At 68.4% G+C, this 15,903-nt stretch carries 15 protein-coding genes; 7 read left to right on the forward strand and 8 right to left on the reverse strand.

Translation table 11 applies throughout. The annotated features are described in order from the left end of the window. Window positions 1–29 precede the first annotated feature (29 nt). Entirely contained in the window at window positions 30–410 is a 381-nt protein-coding gene (locus ACYVOK_RS11870) for a hypothetical protein (RefSeq protein WP_460662391.1), read from the forward strand. Next, window positions 407–1,093 (forward strand): hypothetical protein, encoded by a 687-nt coding sequence (locus ACYVOK_RS11875; RefSeq protein WP_460662392.1) that lies wholly within the window; start codon window positions 407–409, stop codon window positions 1,091–1,093. The genes ACYVOK_RS11870 and ACYVOK_RS11875 overlap by 4 nt, the downstream gene beginning before the upstream one ends. A gap of 37 nt (window positions 1,094–1,130) precedes the next feature. On the opposite strand, the gene ACYVOK_RS11880 is transcribed toward ACYVOK_RS11875, so the two are convergent. Beyond that, complete coding sequence (locus ACYVOK_RS11880) at window positions 1,131–2,204, reverse strand: alpha/beta hydrolase family protein (RefSeq protein ID WP_460662393.1); 1,074 nt, start codon at window positions 2,202–2,204, stop codon at window positions 1,131–1,133. After that, the gene (locus ACYVOK_RS11885; protein WP_460662394.1) at window positions 2,201–3,112 is read right to left on the reverse strand and encodes a DMT family transporter; all 912 of its coding nucleotides are present in this window, start codon (window positions 3,110–3,112) and stop codon (window positions 2,201–2,203) included. The genes ACYVOK_RS11880 and ACYVOK_RS11885 overlap by 4 nt, the downstream gene beginning before the upstream one ends. 77 nt (window positions 3,113–3,189) lie before the next feature. Between ACYVOK_RS11885 and ACYVOK_RS11890 the strand changes: the two genes are divergently transcribed. Both ACYVOK_RS11890 and ACYVOK_RS11895 read left to right on the forward strand, forming a co-directional pair. Next, the gene (locus tag ACYVOK_RS11890; RefSeq protein ID WP_460662395.1) at window positions 3,190–4,179 is read left to right on the forward strand and encodes a LysR family transcriptional regulator; all 990 of its coding nucleotides are present in this window, start codon (window positions 3,190–3,192) and stop codon (window positions 4,177–4,179) included. A 103-nt stretch (window positions 4,180–4,282) separates the two neighbouring features. Then, window positions 4,283–5,647 (forward strand): FAD-binding oxidoreductase, encoded by a 1,365-nt coding sequence (locus ACYVOK_RS11895; protein ID WP_460662396.1) that lies wholly within the window; start codon window positions 4,283–4,285, stop codon window positions 5,645–5,647. A 56-nt stretch (window positions 5,648–5,703) separates the two neighbouring features. On the opposite strand, the gene ACYVOK_RS11900 is transcribed toward ACYVOK_RS11895, so the two are convergent. From ACYVOK_RS11900 to ACYVOK_RS11915, 4 genes are all read right to left on the reverse strand, one after another. Further along, on the reverse strand, window positions 5,704–6,678 hold the full coding sequence (locus ACYVOK_RS11900) for a hypothetical protein (protein WP_460662397.1): 975 nt from the start codon (window positions 6,676–6,678) through the stop codon (window positions 5,704–5,706). A gap of 124 nt (window positions 6,679–6,802) precedes the next feature. Then, on the reverse strand, window positions 6,803–7,378 hold the full coding sequence (locus ACYVOK_RS11905; RefSeq protein WP_460662398.1) for a hypothetical protein: 576 nt from the start codon (window positions 7,376–7,378) through the stop codon (window positions 6,803–6,805). 197 nt (window positions 7,379–7,575) lie between these two features. Further along, window positions 7,576–8,115 (reverse strand): dihydrofolate reductase family protein, encoded by a 540-nt coding sequence (locus ACYVOK_RS11910; protein ID WP_460662399.1) that lies wholly within the window; start codon window positions 8,113–8,115, stop codon window positions 7,576–7,578. A 14-nt stretch (window positions 8,116–8,129) separates the two neighbouring features. Beyond that, window positions 8,130–8,693, reverse strand: a complete 564-nt coding sequence (locus ACYVOK_RS11915) for an NADPH-dependent FMN reductase (RefSeq protein WP_460662400.1) — start codon at window positions 8,691–8,693, stop codon at window positions 8,130–8,132. A 108-nt stretch (window positions 8,694–8,801) separates the two neighbouring features. Between ACYVOK_RS11915 and ACYVOK_RS11920 the strand changes: the two genes are divergently transcribed. Both ACYVOK_RS11920 and ACYVOK_RS11925 read left to right on the forward strand, forming a co-directional pair. Further along, a complete protein-coding gene (locus tag ACYVOK_RS11920) occupies window positions 8,802–11,855 on the forward strand; it encodes a BTAD domain-containing putative transcriptional regulator (protein WP_460662401.1) in 3,054 nt (1,017 codons plus the stop codon). Window positions 11,856–11,942: 87 nt separating this feature from the next. Next, the gene (locus ACYVOK_RS11925; protein ID WP_460662402.1) at window positions 11,943–13,460 is read left to right on the forward strand and encodes an LLM class flavin-dependent oxidoreductase; all 1,518 of its coding nucleotides are present in this window, start codon (window positions 11,943–11,945) and stop codon (window positions 13,458–13,460) included. A 26-nt stretch (window positions 13,461–13,486) separates the two neighbouring features. On the opposite strand, the gene ACYVOK_RS11930 is transcribed toward ACYVOK_RS11925, so the two are convergent. After that, on the reverse strand, window positions 13,487–14,113 hold the full coding sequence (locus ACYVOK_RS11930; RefSeq protein WP_460662403.1) for a DUF6308 family protein: 627 nt from the start codon (window positions 14,111–14,113) through the stop codon (window positions 13,487–13,489). Window positions 14,114–14,392: 279 nt separating this feature from the next. On the opposite strand from ACYVOK_RS11930, the gene ACYVOK_RS11935 reads away from it, so the two are divergent. Then, entirely contained in the window at window positions 14,393–14,653 is a 261-nt protein-coding gene (locus tag ACYVOK_RS11935; protein ID WP_460662404.1) for a hypothetical protein, read from the forward strand. A 664-nt stretch (window positions 14,654–15,317) separates the two neighbouring features. On the opposite strand, the gene ACYVOK_RS11940 is transcribed toward ACYVOK_RS11935, so the two are convergent. Continuing rightward, window positions 15,318–15,782, reverse strand: a complete 465-nt coding sequence (locus ACYVOK_RS11940; RefSeq protein ID WP_460662405.1) for a nitroreductase family deazaflavin-dependent oxidoreductase — start codon at window positions 15,780–15,782, stop codon at window positions 15,318–15,320. Window positions 15,783–15,903: the final 121 nt, after the last annotated feature.

Genomic DNA, 15,903 nt, shown 5'->3' on the forward strand with positions numbered 1-15,903 from the left:
CAGTTGAGCCCTGAGAGAGGGGAGACAACATGTCTGGCAAGAACAAGGTGGGGCTGGTCGTCCTCGGCGTGCTGTCGGTGATGGATGTGCTGACGCCCGTGCTGACCGATGGGGAGCACCCGCCGATGGAGATCGCGGCCGGTGCCGCGGTGGTTGGCCTGGTGAGCCTGGTGCTGATCGGGTTCGCGTGGCAGGGCAAGCGGTGGGCACTGGCTCCGCTCATCACGCTGAGACTCGCCTCGGCGTTGCTCGCAGTGCCCGCGTTCTTCGTCTCCGGCGTACCCGCGGCCGCTGTCGCAGCTGCCGGAGTCGGCGTAGCGGCGACCGTCTTCGGAGTCGTCGCGGTCCTGCTCCCGACCCGAGAGCCGGCCGAAGCCGCCTCGGCAGCAGTTCGGGGAGGTGCGCGATGACACAGGTGGTGAGCAGTACGACGCGTGCCGATGTCCGACCGGTGTCGCGATGGTTCGCGGCGCTCGTCCTGCCGATCGGGCCGGCGGCGATCGCGTTGCTGCGGTACTTCCTCCCCTACGACACGGTCGACGACCCGGCGACCATCACCGGAAAGATCGTCGGCAATCTCGATCGGGGCTCGCTGGTGCTCTGGCTCGGATTCGTCGGGATCCTGACCCTCGTCCCCGGCGCGTACTTCGTCGGCCGGCTCACCCGCAGGCGGGCTCCATGGCTGACCGCGATCGCGCTGCTGCTCGTCGTACCCGGGTACCTCGCGCTCCCGTGGATGGCGTCCGCCGACATCTTCGTCTGGTCGGCGGGTACGGCGGGACTGGATCCGGCCGAGATCACCCGGGCCGCCGAGGTCACCCACGGGTCCATGGACATCGCCGGGTTCGTGTTCGTCGCCGGTCATGTGATCGGGACGATCCTGCTCGGTCTGGCGATGTGGCGGTCGCGCCTCGTCCCGCGGTGGGCGGCGGTCGCGACCGCGATCTCACAACCGATCCACGCGATCGCCGCGATCGTGCTGGTCAGTCACACGCTCGACCTCGTCGGCTGGGGTCTGCAGGCAGCCGGGTTCGCCGCGGTGGGGTGGGCGATCCTCCGGATGCGCGACAACGAGTGGGAGCCCTTGCCCTGATGGGCAACGCGGTCTCCCCGGAAACCGGGGTGGCGGCTCAGACGCCGTGCTGTTTGAGGAAGGCGACCGTACGGGCCATCGAGGTCGGCCAGGCGGGACCGAAGGCGTGCTCCTCGCCGGGGTAGCTGTACATCGTCGCGGTCTTGCCGGCTGCCTTGAGGGCGGCCAGGGCCTCCCGCGACCACGCGATCGGGCAGGTCGAATCGGACTCACCGTGGTGGATCAGCACCGGCTCGGTGACCCGGTCGAAGAAGTTGATCGCCGACACGTTGCGCCAGAACGTGGGGTTGCGGGCCGGTTCGCCGTACGTCCGCAGGATGGTCGCGGCGATCGGCCGGTCGTTGCGGATCCAGCGGTTGAAGTTGTCCACCGCATCGGCGCTGACCGGCGCGAACACGACCGCCGCCTTGACCAGCCCCGGTTGCGCGACCAGCGCGTTGTACGTGATCCCGCCGCCCATCGACCGGCCGAGCAGGGCGATCCGGTTCGGGTCGACGGACGGCGAGGTGCGCAGCGCGAGGACGGCGTTGATCACGTCCTCGGTGTACCCGAGTCGCAGGTTCAGGTCGGCGCGCGGGTCGTCGGAGGATTGGGCGTGTCCGCGGTAGTCGGTGTGCAGTACGACGTACCCGCGACGGGCGAGGTAGTCCTGCTCCCGCATCAGCCCGCGGCCGTTGGTGTAGATCGCCGGGTCGATGTAGCCGTGGCCGAGGACGACCGCGGGGTGCCGGCCAGGGGTGCGCGGGACGTTCATGATGCCGGAGATCGTGAGCGAGCCGCTCGAGTACGTCACGTAGTACCGGGTGTAGACGGAGTTGCGCGCGAGCACCCGGCCGAGCCGGAGGTTCCGGCCGTCGTACTTCTTCGCCATCATCGCCTGCAGCGAGACCGGGTGCGGTGCCGCTGATGGCGCCGCTGACGGGGTCGTGGCGCTCGGCGCCGGTGTCGAGGGCGCCGGCGTGGCCGGCGGAGCAGCGGATGACGTGGTGGGGGTCGAGGGGGTTGCGCTCGGAGTGGACGCAGGGGGTGCCGCGTCGTCCTCGGAGGTACAGGCGATCGCGGCCGTCATCACAAGCGCGGCGACTCCCGCCCACGTCATCCGCCGGTTCATACCTTCAAGTCTGCCGCCGCCTCCGCCGAAGCAGGCGAAAGTCCAGGCAACGATTGACGGCGCGGCCATTGCACGACCAGTACGGCGGCCAGCACCAGGGAGCCGCCGAGCCACTGGGTCACGCTGAGCGTCTCCCCGAACACAGCCGCCGCGGCGACCACCGTCACCACCGGCTCGAGGATGGACAGGATCGAGGCCACCGACGGGCCGACCCGGGCCATCCCGGCGAAGAACAGCAGGATCGCACCGACCGTGCTGACCAGGGCCAGCGCCGCGAGCCACAGCCATCCGATCGGCGCGAAGCCGAGGTCGGGGCCGCCGCGCAGGGAGCCGACGACCAGGAAGGTGCCGAAGGCTCCGGTACAGACGAGTGCGGTCAACGCGAGCGGGGGTACGTCGGCGGTGACTCGATCGCCGACCAGGATGTAGCCGGTGTAGGTGAGTGCGGCGCCGAGTGCCAGAAGTCCGCCGAGCCAGTCGAAGTGGCCCGTTGTCGCCCCGCTGAGCACGAGCACAATGCCGGTCAGCGCTATGCCGAGCGCCCAGACTCTGCGGCGTGACGCGCGCTCCCGGCCGAGCAGGATCGCGCCCGCCATGACCAGAACCGGGTAGAGGTAGAGGATCAGCGCGACCATCGATGCGTCGATCCTGGCCAGGGCGGAAAAGTACAGACCGGCCTGCGCGGCGTAGCCGAACACACCCAGACCCAACCCGGCCAGGACGGCACGGCGGGGGAGTCGGCGCAGTGCTCCTCGGGCCAGTGCGACGGCGATCAGCAGACCACCTGCCAGCCCGAAACGGACCAGCAGCAGCGCGTCCACGGACACACCGGCGTCGTACGCCAGCTTGCCGAACACAGCCATTGCACCGAATCCAGCGGCGGAAAGTAAGCAGAAGAGGCGTCCCACCCCATCGATGGTGAGGCCTACGACTGTTCAGGTCTATCACGGCTTCTTCGACAGCAACGTGTAGCTATGCTGAACGAATGCTGGATCTCCATCGACTGCGTCTGCTGCGTGAGGTGCACGGACGTGGCACTGTGCACGGCGCGGCGCGGGCGCTCGGCTACACGCCCAGCGCGATCTCACAGCAGTTGTCGGTGCTGGAGCGGGAGGCAGGTACGCCGCTGCTCGAGCGGGTCGGGCGAAACGTGCGGCTGACGGCCGCGGGACACGTGCTGGTGCGGCACGCCGCGGCTCTGCTTGAAGGGGTGGAGGCGGCTGAGGCGGAGTTGGCCACGATCGTCGCCGGGCGGGCAGCGGGCGTGGTCCGGGTCGCGGCGTTTCAGTCGGCGTTCCTGCGGATCGTGGCTCCGGCGGTGCGGGCACTGACCGTGAGTCATCCCGACATCCGGATCGAGGCGGCCGAGGTCGAGGTGGAGGAGGCCGCGCCGGCCTTGCGGTTGCAGCAACTGGATGTGGTGGTCGGGGACGAGTACGACGGGCAGCCGCGGGCTGTGCACGCGGACCTGCATCGCGAACGGTTGTTGCGTGAGCGCATCCACGTCGTGTTGCCCGCCGACCATCCCGAGGCGGCCGTCGACCGGGTGCCGATCGGGCGGTTGGCCGACGTACCGTGGGCCGCTTGCCAGCCGGGGACCGGGCATCGCGAGATGCAGGTGCGGGTCTGCCGGGAGCTCGGCGGGTTCGAGCCGGATCTGCGGTACAGCTCCGACGACTTCCTGATCCTGCTGGAGTTGGTCCGCACCACGGGAGCCGGGGCGCTGCTGCCCGACCTGGTCCTCGGGTACGGCGCTCCTGGGGTCGCGGTCCGCCGGCCGGCCGAGGGGGACGTCGGCCGCGAAGTCTTCCTGCTCACCCGCCGAAGCCGCACACCGGCCGTCGCCGCGGTCGCCGCCGCCTTGCGTGCCGCCGCGGATCCGCGCCCCGGGGGATTGACGAATCGAGGCCGGCGGGGGAAGGTTCGGGAAGAAACGGGTGGTCTGGGGGAGGTCCGGCCGCACGTCGGGGGTTGACGGTCTCTGGGGTGGGTTCTCGCGCTGCTCGACGGCGACGGCAGGTCTGTGGGTGGCGCCGGTTGTCCGGCGCCCGTCTTGACGCGACGGCCGTGGAGGGGTCATGGGCACGATCGAGGACTTGAGGGAACGCACCAGGGGACCGGTCTTTACCGAGGGCGACGAGGGGTACGACGAGGCACGCCGGGTGAACAACGCCATGCACGACAAGCGTCCGCGCGTCGTGGTGAGGTGCGAGAACGCCGGCGACGTGATGGCCGCGGTGGACTTTGCGCAAACGAACGAACTGGATCTCGCGGTCCGCGGGGGAGGACACAGCGTGCCCGGGTTCGGCACGGTGGACGACGGCGTGGTCGTCGACCTGAGCGGGATGCGTGGCGTCCGGGTGGACCCGGTGAACCGGACCGCGCGGGCCGGTGGCGGGGCGACCTGGGGCGACTTCAATGCGGCGACGCACGCCTTCGGGCTGGCGACGACCGGCGGCATCATCTCGACCACCGGCGTCGGCGGCCTGACGCTGGGCGGAGGTATCGGCTACCTCGCCCGTGGGCTCGGGCTGTCCTGCGACAACCTGATCTCGGCGGATGTGGTGACCGCGGACGGGCGGTTCCTGATCGCGAGCGAGAAGGAGAACGAAGACCTGTTCTGGGCGCTGCGCGGCGGCGGCGGCAACTTCGGAGTGGTGACCGCGCTGGAGTACCGACTGGCGCCGGTGTCGACGATCTACGGCGGCCCGATGCTGTTCGAGATGGCGGACGCGAACGCCGTACTCGCGGGGTTCCGGGACATGATCGGGGACGCGCCCGAGCAACTCGGCGGGTTCCCGGCGTTCCAGATCGCGCCGCCGCTGCCGTTCATCCCGGAGGACCGGCACGGCGAGGTGTTCACGCTGATCGTCGCGTGCTGGGCCGGCGATCCGGATCGCGGCGAGACGGAGGTCTCCCGGTTCCGCGAGTTCGCGCCGGTGGTCGCCGAGCACGTCGGCCCCATGCCCTACCCGGCCCTGAACAGTGCGTTCGACGCACTTGTCCCACCCGGGCTGCAGCACTACTGGAAGGCGAACTTCGTCACCGAGTTGACCGACGACGCCATCCAGGCGCACCTTCGGCACGCGCCCGGGCTGCCCTCGGTGAACGCGACCGTGCACATCTACCCGATCGACGGCGCGGTGCAGCGGGTCACGCCGGACGCGACCGCGTTCGCCTACCGGGACGCGAAGTTCGCCACCGTGGTCGCCGGCATGTGGCCGGACCCGGCCGAGAACGAGGCGAACATCCAGTGGGTCAGGTCGTACTATGACGACCTCGCGCCGCTGTCCGAGTCAGGCGGCTACATCAACTTCATGGCCGACGACGACCAGGGGCGGATCCGGGACAACTACAAGCACAACTACGACCGGCTGGTCGAGGTCAAGCGCAAGTACGACCCGGGGAACCTGTTCCACCTCAACCAGAACATCGTGCCGTAGGCAACAGGATGGTCGGGCCCGTACCTACGGGCCCGACTGTTGCGTTATCGGCCGGCTCACATGGCCAGGAGGCGCTGGAAGAACGCTCGGTACTTCTGCAGTGCGGAGCGGAGGTCCTCGGTCGACGGTTCGCCGTCGGACCACTGGTGCTCCAGGGCCTGGTGCTGCCGGTCGAAGCTCTCCGAGAGGCGCTGGAGCAGGTCGTCGACGAGCTTGTCGGCCTCACTGACCGCCCGGCGCGGATCGTCGACGAACCCTTGCTGGATGACTTCCCAACGGGTCCTGAAGTCGACGGTCACATCGTCCGCGAGCAACGGCTCAACGCCCGCGTCAGTCCGGTCGGCCGAGCTTCCCACCGCCGTCCCACTTGGTCCTCCGCCCGCCGTTCCGGCTGACTCGCTGCCGGGCAATCCGGCCGACTCTCCGCCGGCCGTTCCGGCTGACTGTCCGCCGGCCGTTCCGGCTGACTGTCCGCCGGCCGTTCCGGCTGACGTTTCGGCTGCTGCTCCGGTCGCGGGTCCGGTTGTGGCTCCGGTCGCCGGGCCGGCTGACCAGTCGGTTCCGCCCTCGCCCAGGTCGCCGTCCCCCTGAGTCATCCGGCTGCCTTCTCCGAGGCCCGCCGTACGGTCGGCTTCGCCGAGCCCTGTCGTACGGTCGGCTTCGCCGAGCCCTGTCGTACGGTCGGCTTCGCCGAGCCCCGTCGTACGGTCGGCTTCGCCGAGCCCCGTCGTACGGTCGGCTTCGCCGAGCCCCGTCGTACGGTCGGCTTCGCCGAGCCCCGTCGTACGGTCAGCTTCGCCGAGCCCCGTCGTACGGTCGGCTTCGCCGAGGCCCGCCGTACGGTCGGTATCGCCGACCCCGGTCGTACGGGCGGCGTCGGCGAGGTCGGAGGTGTCGCCGCCGCGGAGGTCCGTGCGGCCGCGGTCGCCGAGGGCCGACGTGTGGTCCTGGTCGAGGGCGTCGCGGTCCGCGTCGGTCATGCGGCGGTCTTCGTCCGTCTCGCTGAACGGGCGGTCGTCCGGCGTGGTCATGGGGCCTCCCGGCCTGGACTGAGGAGCGGAGGGAGCGAAGCGACTGGAGCGACTGGAGCGGCGAGGGAAGGCCGGGAGCAATAGCCCCATGACCTGCCGCGCCGGAGGCGCGGCATCAGTACGGTCATGTCTGTTCCTTGGTCGGGGAGCGGTGCTTTCCGTTTGGGTCGCCGCTGTCGGCCAGGAGCGCGTCGACCAGGCGGCGGTAGGCGGTGACGGCCTGCCGGAGTTCCTCGGTGTCGGCCTCGCCCCGGGTCTGGGCGACCGCGACTCGGTGCGCATCGCGGTAGTGCTCGGCGACCTCCGGGTGGTCCACCGAGATGTCGTTGACCCGCTGGTCGAACTCGTCCACCGGGTAGCCGGCCTCGCGCATCATCCGCACGACGAGCTGGTCGGCGTCGGCGACGGCGGCCGCCGGTTGGTCGACGAAGCTCAGCTGCACCCGCGCCCACTCGGCTCGGTAGTACTCGGCGGACTCCCTGCTCAACGGCGTGATCTCGAGTTCCGCCACGCGGCGCTCACGTTCCCGCAGCTCGCGTTCGGCGCTGCGCCGGTCGCCCGACTCCTCGAGGGTGTGCTCGTACTCCGGGCCGAACCGCTGCCGCAGTTCGCCCGAGCGCTTGCGCTGGTACAGGAACAACAGCGCGGCCGCCGCGAGCACGAGAACGACGGCGATCACGACTGTCAGGACGGTATCCATCAGACCTCCAGTCCGATTCACTCTGCAGACCTGCGATCCGACCCCTCCGATCGCGAGGACCTTCGGCAGGCGGTCCCCAGCGCCGCCTCACATCCCCAAGACCGAACCGGTACCCAGCGCGCGCGGCGGACAAGCGTCCAGCCGGCCACCCGTGACTTCGGTGGCCGGCTGGACCTGGCTGGTGCGGTACGGATGACTCAGGCCTTCGGGCCGAGCTTGTGTACGACGATGCCGGACTTGAACGTGGTGGTGCCCAGCAGCTCGAGGTGGGTGATGTCGATGTCGATGCCGTCGAACAACTTCGCCCCAGTGGCCAGCACCGGAAAGATCCAGAAGTGGTACTCGTCGACCAGTTTGTGCTCGAGCAGCGTCTTCGAGAACTCACCTGTCCCGTACTTGATCAGATCGCCGCCGTCCTCCTGCTTGAGCCGCTTGACCGCCTCGGCGGCGTCGCCCTCGAGCAGCTGTGCGTTCCACGTCGTCTCGGTCAGCGTGCGCGAGGCGACGTACTTCGGCATCGCGTTGAAGTTGTCGGTGAACGGGTCGCCGCCGCGCTGCGACCAGGCCTCGGCGAAGCCCTCGTAGGTGACCCGGCCGAGCACCTGCGCCTCGACGTTCTCCATCAGGGCCTGGGAGTAGGCGGTGTGCTCGTCGTCCCAGTACGGGCCGGACCAGTTCTGCGGGTTGTCGATGACGCCGTTGATGGTCATGAGCGTGGACTCGATCAGCTTCCTCATGGCTCTTCCTTCTCTCATTGTTGGTAAGGACGTTGCCTGCGTGCGTCCAGGAGCGCTTGAGCCCACCAGACCAGCTGGTCGAGCATGAGCTTGGCCTGGGCCTCGTAGCCGGCGGCCGGCCGTGGCCAGTCGCCCGCGGCGGTGAACTGCTGCCAGTAGCAGGGCAGTGCGACCGTGTTGCGGATGGGGACGGCCTGGAGCTCGGTGAAGACCTGCCGCAGCTGTGCTGTGGCGTACAGTCCACCGGTCTCCCGGCCGTAGCTGACGATCGCGACCGGCTTGGCGTGCCACTCCTCGTAGAACCAGTCCAGTGCGGTCTTCAGCGGTGCCGGGAAGCTGTTGTTGTACTCCGGCGTCACCACTGCGAACGCGTCGGCGGTGGCGAGTCTCGGAGCCAGTACGGCGACCTCGGCGGGTGTCTCGTCGTCGGTGTCGGGCAATGTCGTCGGCAGGTTCGCGGTGGCCAGGTCGATGAGGTCCACCTCGAACTGCTTGGCGGCCTGCCCGGCGAGCCAGTGCGCCACGGTCGGTCCGAACCGCCCGTTGCGGGTGCTGCCGATGATCACTGCCAGTCGCATCTGCCTGCCTCCTTTCTGATGTCCCTGACTGTGCCGGAACCCGTTTACGGTTTCTTTCCGGTCCGCAGGGGTGGCGGCGTAAGCCTGGTGGGCGGTTAGGGTGCGGCCATGCGTTTCGGGGTGCTGGGACCGGTCACGGCCTGGACTGACGCGGGGGAGCCCGTCATTGTCCAGGGCCTGAAGGTGCGCGCCTTGCTGGCCGACCTCCTGGTCCACGAGGGTCGCCCGGTCTCCGCCGATCGCCTCATCCACGACCTCTGGGGCGACGATCTGCCCGGCAACCCGTCCGGCACGCTGTCCGCCAAGGTCTCGCAGCTCCGGCGGGCCTTCGAGGACGCGGAGCCCGGTAGCCGGACACTGGTGAAGTCAGGCCCGGCCGGCTACTCACTGACGGTCGATAGCTCGTCGTACGACGCTCTGACCTTTGCCGACCGCGTAGCCGCCGGACAGCTCGGTGAGGCCCTCGCGCTCTGGCGCGGCCCGGCGTACGCGGACTTTGCCGACGCGGCGTTCGTGGAAGCTGCAGTGGCCCGGCTGAACGAGCAGCGGCTCGCTGCACTGGAGAAGTACTACGAGGAGCGCTCGGACAATCCAGTGAGTGAGCTGGCCGCGCTGGTCGCTGAGCACCCGCTGCGTGAACGCCTGCGAGCGAGTCACATGAGGGCGCTGTACCGGAGTGGGCGGCAGAGCGAGGCACTGGAGAGTTACGAGGAGCTGCGGCGGCTCCTGGCCGACGAGCTAGGTCTTGATCCCAGTCCGGAGCTGGCAGCTCTCCACCAGTCGATCCTCACGCAGGAGCTGCCGAGTCGCCGCTCCAACCTTCCCACCCAACTCACGGAGCTCATCGGACGCGACGAGGCGCTGGCCGACGTGGATTCGTGTCTCGCGTCGTCCCGACTCGTCACGCTGACTGGACCCGGGGGAGTAGGCAAGACCCGGCTGGCCCTGGCCGCCGCGGCCGAAGTGGCCGACCGGTTCTCTGACGGTGTCGTGCTCGTCGAGTTGGCTGCCGTCTCGCCTGCTGCTCTGTCGGTGAGTAGCTCACTCACGGATGCTGTGCAGGCTGCGTTGGACGTGCGGGAGCTCGCTGGGCCGGCTGATACCGTGGTGGAGCGTTTGGCGGCTGTGATGGGCTCACGGCTGCTGGTACTCGACAACTGCGAGCACGTGGTCTCGGAGGTCGCTGACCTGGTGGACCGACTGCTGGCTGCCGCTCCGGGCTTGCGCGTCCTTGCAACGAGCCGCGAGCCGCTGGGCCTGGCCGGCGAGGTCGTGTGGGCCGTGCCGACACTCGATGTGCCGGGTCGTGACGATGGTCTCGATGCCTTGGGTGAGTGCAGTGCGGTGCAGTTGTTCGTTGCGCGGGCGTCGGCTGCTTCTCGAGACTTCCGGCTGACGGCTGACACGGCGGCCGACGTATCAGTGCTCTGCCGACGGCTCGACGGGATCCCACTCGCGCTGGAGCTTGCGGCGACCCGAGTACGTGCCCTGGGAGTCCGTGGACTCGTGGCACGGTTGGACGATCGCTTCCGCTTGCTGGCGACCGGACACCGCGGTGCTGCGCCGCGTCAGCAGACTCTGCTCGCCATGATCGACTGGAGTTGGGAGCTGCTCGGCCCGGACGAACAGACTGTCTTGCGGCGTCTCGCCGTACATGCGGATGGTTGTACGCCGGAGGCCGCGTCCGCGGTGTGTGCAGAGCCAGGGGTCGACGTCCTGGATGTGCTGGTACGGCTGGTGGACCGGTCGCTCGTCGTACCGGTGCAGGGATCGGAGGGGCCGCGATACCGGCTGCTGGAATCCGTGGCGGCGTACTGCTTGGAGAAGCTGCGTCTTGAGGATCGCCCTGAGGTTGTGCAGCAGCGGCACCTCGAGTACTACATGTCCTTCGCGGAGGAGGCTCGGCCGCACCTGTACGGCGGCGAGCAGAGCAGGTGGTTGCAGCTACTCGACGAGGATGCTGCCAACCTGCGGTCCGCCCTGGACCGAGCTGTTGCAACCGACCAGCTCGATGTGGCTGAGCGGCTGGTGGATGCGCTCGCCTGGTACTGGTACCTGCGTGGACGGACTGCTGAGGCGCTGAGGTCGTTGGAGGCTGTGCCAGGCTCTGCCAAGGCCCGTGCTTGGCGTGTCGGTTTCATGTACGTGCAGGGCGACAGCGAGGCAGTGCTCGAGCGGGACCGGGGGCTGGAGGTTGCCGACGCACGTGCGCAGTGGTGGATTGCCTTTGCCGGTAGTGACGTCGGCGACCTCGTCACGTGTCAGGCGCTGCTGGAGGCCGCGCTGAAGACGTTCGAGGCGGAAGGCGATCGGTGGGGTGTTGCAGCGGTGTTGGCAGCGCGTTCCAAGCATGCACACGTGCGGTCTGACGTCGCGGCCCTGTACGCCGATGCGTCGGAGAGTGCTCGCATCTTCCGCTCATTGGGTGACCGGTGGGGCGTGCTGCAAGCGACCAGCTGGCTCAGTGCCCACGCGGAGCTGACCGGTGACTTCGAGCGGGCTGCCGAGCTGCAGCTGGAGGGCGTGCGGCTGGCTGAGGAGCTGGGACTCTGGCCAGAGCTCTGCGGTTCACTGGGAATGCTTGGCTGGACTGAGATCAGACAGGGCAACTATGAGGCCGCTCGGACCCACGGAGAGCGTGCTCTAAGACTGGCTACGGAGCAGGACCAGCGTTCGACTCAGGCCCTGGCGGAGATCGTGCTGGCGTTCGCGGCACGCCGTACCGGGGCTCTGGATGAGGCGGAGACGCGCCTGCGCGCACTGGTGGATGCCGCGCGTCGGCAGAGAGACCCCGTGCTGTACCTCTCGTTGGTCCTGACGGAGCTCGGGTACGTGGCGGAGCTGCGGGGGGATTCGGCGACCGCTCTCGAACTCCACTCGGAGGCCTTCCGCATCTCGGGGGAGTACGAGTCGGTGCGCGGCATGTGCTGGTCGTTGGAGGGCATCGCGGCGTGCCTGCCCGACAAGACGGTCGCCGCGCAGCTCCTCGGTGCCGCTGACGCAACCCGCGCGGCGGAGGGATATCTGGTCACCGCGGCCGAGTCCGGGGACCACACCCGAGCTGAGGAGGCCGCTCGTGCGGTGCTCGGCGATGCCGATTACGAGGTCGCCTGGGCCACCGGTACGACGCTGACGCCGGAACGAGCGTTTCAACTGCTGTAAAGTCGGCGGTGTAGCAGATGTTCTGTACTTGAGATTATTAATCCAGCGAAGTAGTTTCGTGGTGACGCAGACGTCGAAAGGTGAACCATGGACTACGGCCACGAACTGGTCTTCGGCACATTCCTGACCCCGGCCATCGACAACCCCGACCGGGTGATCGCACTGGCGCAGCTGACCGAGCAGGTCGGGCTGGATCTGGTGACCTTCCAGGACCACCCGTACCAACCCCGTCTGATGGACGCCTGGACCCTCGTGTCCGTCGTCGCGGCCCAGACCCAGCGCATCAAGGTGGCGACCAACGTCGCCAATCTCCCACTGCGCCACCCGGTGGTCCTCGCCCGCAGCGTCGCCACCCTCGACCTGATCAGCGGTGGTCGGGTGGAGCTGGGCCTGGGAGCCGGTGGGTTCCTGGACGCCGTCGCCGCGAACGCCGGTCCTCGCCTGACCACGGGCCAGAGCATCACCGCGCTGGAAGAGGCGATCGCGATCATGCGCGAGGTGTGGACGCCAGAGGGCGGTGGCATCCGGCTGCCCGGCAAGCACTACGCCATGGCCGGCGCCAAGCGTGGTCCGAAGCCTGCACACGACGTGGAGATCTGGCTGGGGGCCTACAAGCCGCGGATGCTTGCGGTCACCGGACGCCTTGCCGACGGCTGGCTGCCGAGCAGTGCGTACGCCGGACCGGACCAGCTCGCAGCGATGAACAAGATCATCGACGAGGCTGCCGTCGAGGCCGGACGCGATCCGGCGTCGGTGCGCCGGCTCTACAACCTGTCAGGGCGGTTCAGCGGCCGGGGAGGGTTCCTGCAGGGGCCGGAGGAGTTGTGGATCGACCAACTGGCCGAGCTGACCCTGGGCGAGGGGATGAGCACCTACGTCCTGGGCTCCGACGATCCGGACGACATCCGGCGCTTCGCTGAGGTCGCAGCTGGTGTTCGGGAGGCTGTGGAGGCGGCCCGCTCAGGTGCCGAGGTCGTCTCGAAACCTGCGGCGACTGAGAGCCGTGGTGGCTTCACCGTCGTACCGACTCCACCTCCTGCTGTACGACGGAGCGCCGTACAGCTGCTGGACGAGACGGACCGCCCCACTGGGCCGGTGCTGGACCCGGAGCGGACGTACACGCCGTACCAACTGCAGTCCGGTCAGCATCTGATCGACGTACATGACCATCTGCGTGCCGAGCTCGAGCAGATCCACGACCTGGTGGAACAGGTGGCTGCCGGTTCGATCGGTGTCGGGCAGGCGCGCTCCCACATCAACACCATGACCATGCGGCAGAACAACTGGACGCTGGGGACGTACTGCGAGTCGTACTGCCGGCTCGTGACGACTCACCACTCGCTGGAGGACGCCTCACTGTTCCCACACCTGCGACGGGCCGACCCGGCGCTGGTACCGGTGGTCGACCGGCTGGAGGAGGAGCACCACATAATCCACGACGTACTGGAACGTGTGGACAAGGCTCTGGTCGCGCTCGTCGACGGCTCCGGGGACATCGACGGACTGCGCGCGGCGGTCGACCTGCTGGACGACACGCTGCTCTCCCACCTGTCGTACGAGGAGCGTGAACTGGTGGAGCCGCTGGCACGGCTCGGGGTCGTGTAGCGGCTCGGGCTACTTGGCGGCTCGGGTTACTTGGCCTCGCCCAGCAGTGAGGCGAGGATGTCGAGCAAGCGGAGCGTGGGGACCTCGCCCAGGAGCCGCGCGGCCGATGTGGGCGGCTCGGCGATCAGGCGCACCTGCAACAACTTGAAGTCGCGGACGTTGGCCGGGTTGACCAGATCGTTGTGCACCGCGGTCAGGAACTCGGCACCGGCCGACGCCGAGCCGTAGGTCATCCGGATGAAGCTGTCGGTCACCGGGTAGAGGTACGGGCGCTTCAGGTGCAGCAGCTTCGACTTCTTCGCGTGCCCGAAACCGCGGTGCCCGGTGAACTTCTCGTCCAGCGCCATCGCCGCCTCGAACAGCCCGCTGCCCGGCGGCGCGTCCTCCAGCCGCGCGTCGACCGGGATGGCGGCGAGCTCCTTCTCCGCGTCCACCTCCAGCAGCCACGGGATGTCCATCGCCCGCAGGTCGGAGCCGATCACCATCGTCCGGGCCAGATCCTCCAGCGTGATCCGGTTCGGGTCGGAACCCCCGACGCAGGTCATCCCCGGCAGACCGTCGTAGTAGCGCAGCACGGCTCCGTTCGTTTCCGCGTACAGCCGCAACTGCGCTATCGCCTCGTCGACGACGATCTTCCGAGTACCGATGTTCATGAGCCACACCCTCACACTCTTGGTGGCAGACCCGCCAGCAGGCGGACCATCATCCGAACGATTCCCTCATCCGTTTCCGCAGATCGTAGGCGACTCCCCGCTCACCCACACCCCAGGGTCACCTCCGACTATCCACAGCCCGTAATCGTCGCCTCGCAAAACCCGCAAACCTCCATAGACTCTGGGTAACCACAACGAAACTGAGCGGAGGCGCCCATGACCCTCCCCCGGCGACTAAGTCCGTGAGCGGTTGGAAGCTAAGTTCCGTTCAACTGGCAAATGTTCTTCAGCACGGAGGTCTTGGTGGCGGCTGATGAGATCTCGGTCGACCTGTCCCGTGATCAGGCACTTGTCCTTTTCGACTGGTTGGCGAGGACCAGCGAAGCCGGCGAGCCGGTGGGGTTCGTCGACCAGGCGGAGCAGCGCGCTCTCTGGGACCTCGAAGCGTGCCTCGAGGCGCTACTTCCGGAGGTCCTGGCAGCTGATTACCAAGTCCGCTTGAGGCTGGCCCGCGACAAGGTTCGAGACAGTGACGCTTGATGTGCTGCGGCGGCACGGCTTGGCGCGGTGCGGGGTCGAGTCGGAGGTTCTGACGCCGGAGGGTGCGGGGCATCAGGTGCCACCGCCGGAATGGGTTCAGTGGGATGAGCGAGGCGTGCTCGAGTTGCCTGAGGAAATAGCTCTCGACTGATGGGGACAGGTATGTCCGCCGGTGGTCGACACTGCGGGTGAGACCGACTACGGGCATATGGACTCGATGGCTTGGGAAGGATCGCCGAGCTCGCTGGTGACTTGGAGCTCGATGCGGTTGAACGCTGGGTGGGGCGGGTTCACATTGCTTGGACTGGATGGTGCGTCAGAGCCCGGTGCGTCGTGAAGGGACGTTGAGGGCTGCGGTCGTACGGCGGGTGGGGCGTTCGCCGGTCGCGTCGGTGTTGGTGCCGCCGGATGCCGACCTCTTGGGGCGTCCGTCGTACGAGTTGTCCTGGGTGCGGGTTCGACATGGTCACTGGGGTCCCAAGTCGGTCTCGTCCGGGTCTGTGGTGGGCGGCGGTTGCGTGGGGGTAGGTGGTGGCGTACCAGGGCCTTGAGGCTGGGGCGGTTCTGCGGGTGGGGATGCGGTGGTTTTGGGGCTACTGGGGATGGGCGGGCCGGCTCGGCCTGGGGTGCACATGGGGGTCCTGTCGGGGCTCGGCGCGTGTGGTCAGCGGGGAGTGAGGCGGATGATGGGGTATTGGCGGGTGGACTTGGCCTGGTATTTGGCTAGGCGGGGTTGGGCGGTGGTGATGCGGCGCCAGGCTTCGTCGCGGGTGGGGCCTTCGAGGGTTTCGGGGGTGACGGGGAGGGGGTCGCTGCCGGGGAAGGAGATGGAGGCGCTGTTGGGGTTCGCCATCAGGTTGGCGTACCAGTCGGGGTGCTGGCTTCCGCCGCCGGAGGCGACGATGAGCCAGGCGTTCTCGCCGTCGGGGAACCAGGCCAGTGGGGTTTCGCGGCGTTCACCACTGCGGCGGCCAAGGGTGTTGAGGACGAGTACGTCCATGCCCATGAGTTTGTCGCGGCCGGCGTGGATCTTGCGGCTGGTACGGGCGTTCATCGTCCGCTGGATCCAGCGCGAGAACGGGCCGGGCGTGCCGGGCTTGCGCTTGGTCGCCTGCTGGCTCTGAGCCATGGTTACCTCCAGAGTTGGGTTCCTGTGCCTGCTCTGGTGGTAACGCTAGGTTTCGGCTGCCACCGGCTGCTTCTTGATTCCTGACCGATCGACTGGAGTTGCCGGTGGTCTCGCCGCTGGC

Source organism: Kribbella swartbergensis, assembly GCF_054784135.1.

What these genes read in the sequence shown, in the direction of transcription:
- ACYVOK_RS11870 (WP_460662391.1), top strand. Translation starts at nt 30, where the DNA reads ATGTCTGGCAAGAACAAGGTGGGGCTGGTCGTCCTCGGCGTGCTGTCG.
- ACYVOK_RS11875 (WP_460662392.1), top strand. Translation starts at nt 407, where the DNA reads ATGACACAGGTGGTGAGCAGTACGACGCGTGCCGATGTCCGACCGGTG.
- ACYVOK_RS11880 (WP_460662393.1), bottom strand. Translation starts at nt 2,204, where the DNA reads ATGAACCGGCGGATGACGTGGGCGGGAGTCGCCGCGCTTGTGATGACG.
- ACYVOK_RS11890 (WP_460662395.1), top strand. Translation starts at nt 3,190, where the DNA reads ATGCTGGATCTCCATCGACTGCGTCTGCTGCGTGAGGTGCACGGACGT.
- ACYVOK_RS11895 (WP_460662396.1), top strand. Translation starts at nt 4,283, where the DNA reads ATGGGCACGATCGAGGACTTGAGGGAACGCACCAGGGGACCGGTCTTT.
- ACYVOK_RS11900 (WP_460662397.1), bottom strand. Translation starts at nt 6,678, where the DNA reads ATGACCACGCCGGACGACCGCCCGTTCAGCGAGACGGACGAAGACCGC.
- ACYVOK_RS11905 (WP_460662398.1), bottom strand. Translation starts at nt 7,378, where the DNA reads ATGGATACCGTCCTGACAGTCGTGATCGCCGTCGTTCTCGTGCTCGCG.
- ACYVOK_RS11910 (WP_460662399.1), bottom strand. Translation starts at nt 8,115, where the DNA reads ATGAGGAAGCTGATCGAGTCCACGCTCATGACCATCAACGGCGTCATC.
- ACYVOK_RS11915 (WP_460662400.1), bottom strand. Translation starts at nt 8,693, where the DNA reads ATGCGACTGGCAGTGATCATCGGCAGCACCCGCAACGGGCGGTTCGGA.
- ACYVOK_RS11920 (WP_460662401.1), top strand. Translation starts at nt 8,802, where the DNA reads ATGCGTTTCGGGGTGCTGGGACCGGTCACGGCCTGGACTGACGCGGGG.
- ACYVOK_RS11925 (WP_460662402.1), top strand. Translation starts at nt 11,943, where the DNA reads ATGGACTACGGCCACGAACTGGTCTTCGGCACATTCCTGACCCCGGCC.
- ACYVOK_RS11930 (WP_460662403.1), bottom strand. Translation starts at nt 14,113, where the DNA reads ATGAACATCGGTACTCGGAAGATCGTCGTCGACGAGGCGATAGCGCAG.
- ACYVOK_RS11935 (WP_460662404.1), top strand. Translation starts at nt 14,393, where the DNA reads ATGTTCTTCAGCACGGAGGTCTTGGTGGCGGCTGATGAGATCTCGGTC.
- ACYVOK_RS11940 (WP_460662405.1), bottom strand. Translation starts at nt 15,782, where the DNA reads ATGGCTCAGAGCCAGCAGGCGACCAAGCGCAAGCCCGGCACGCCCGGC.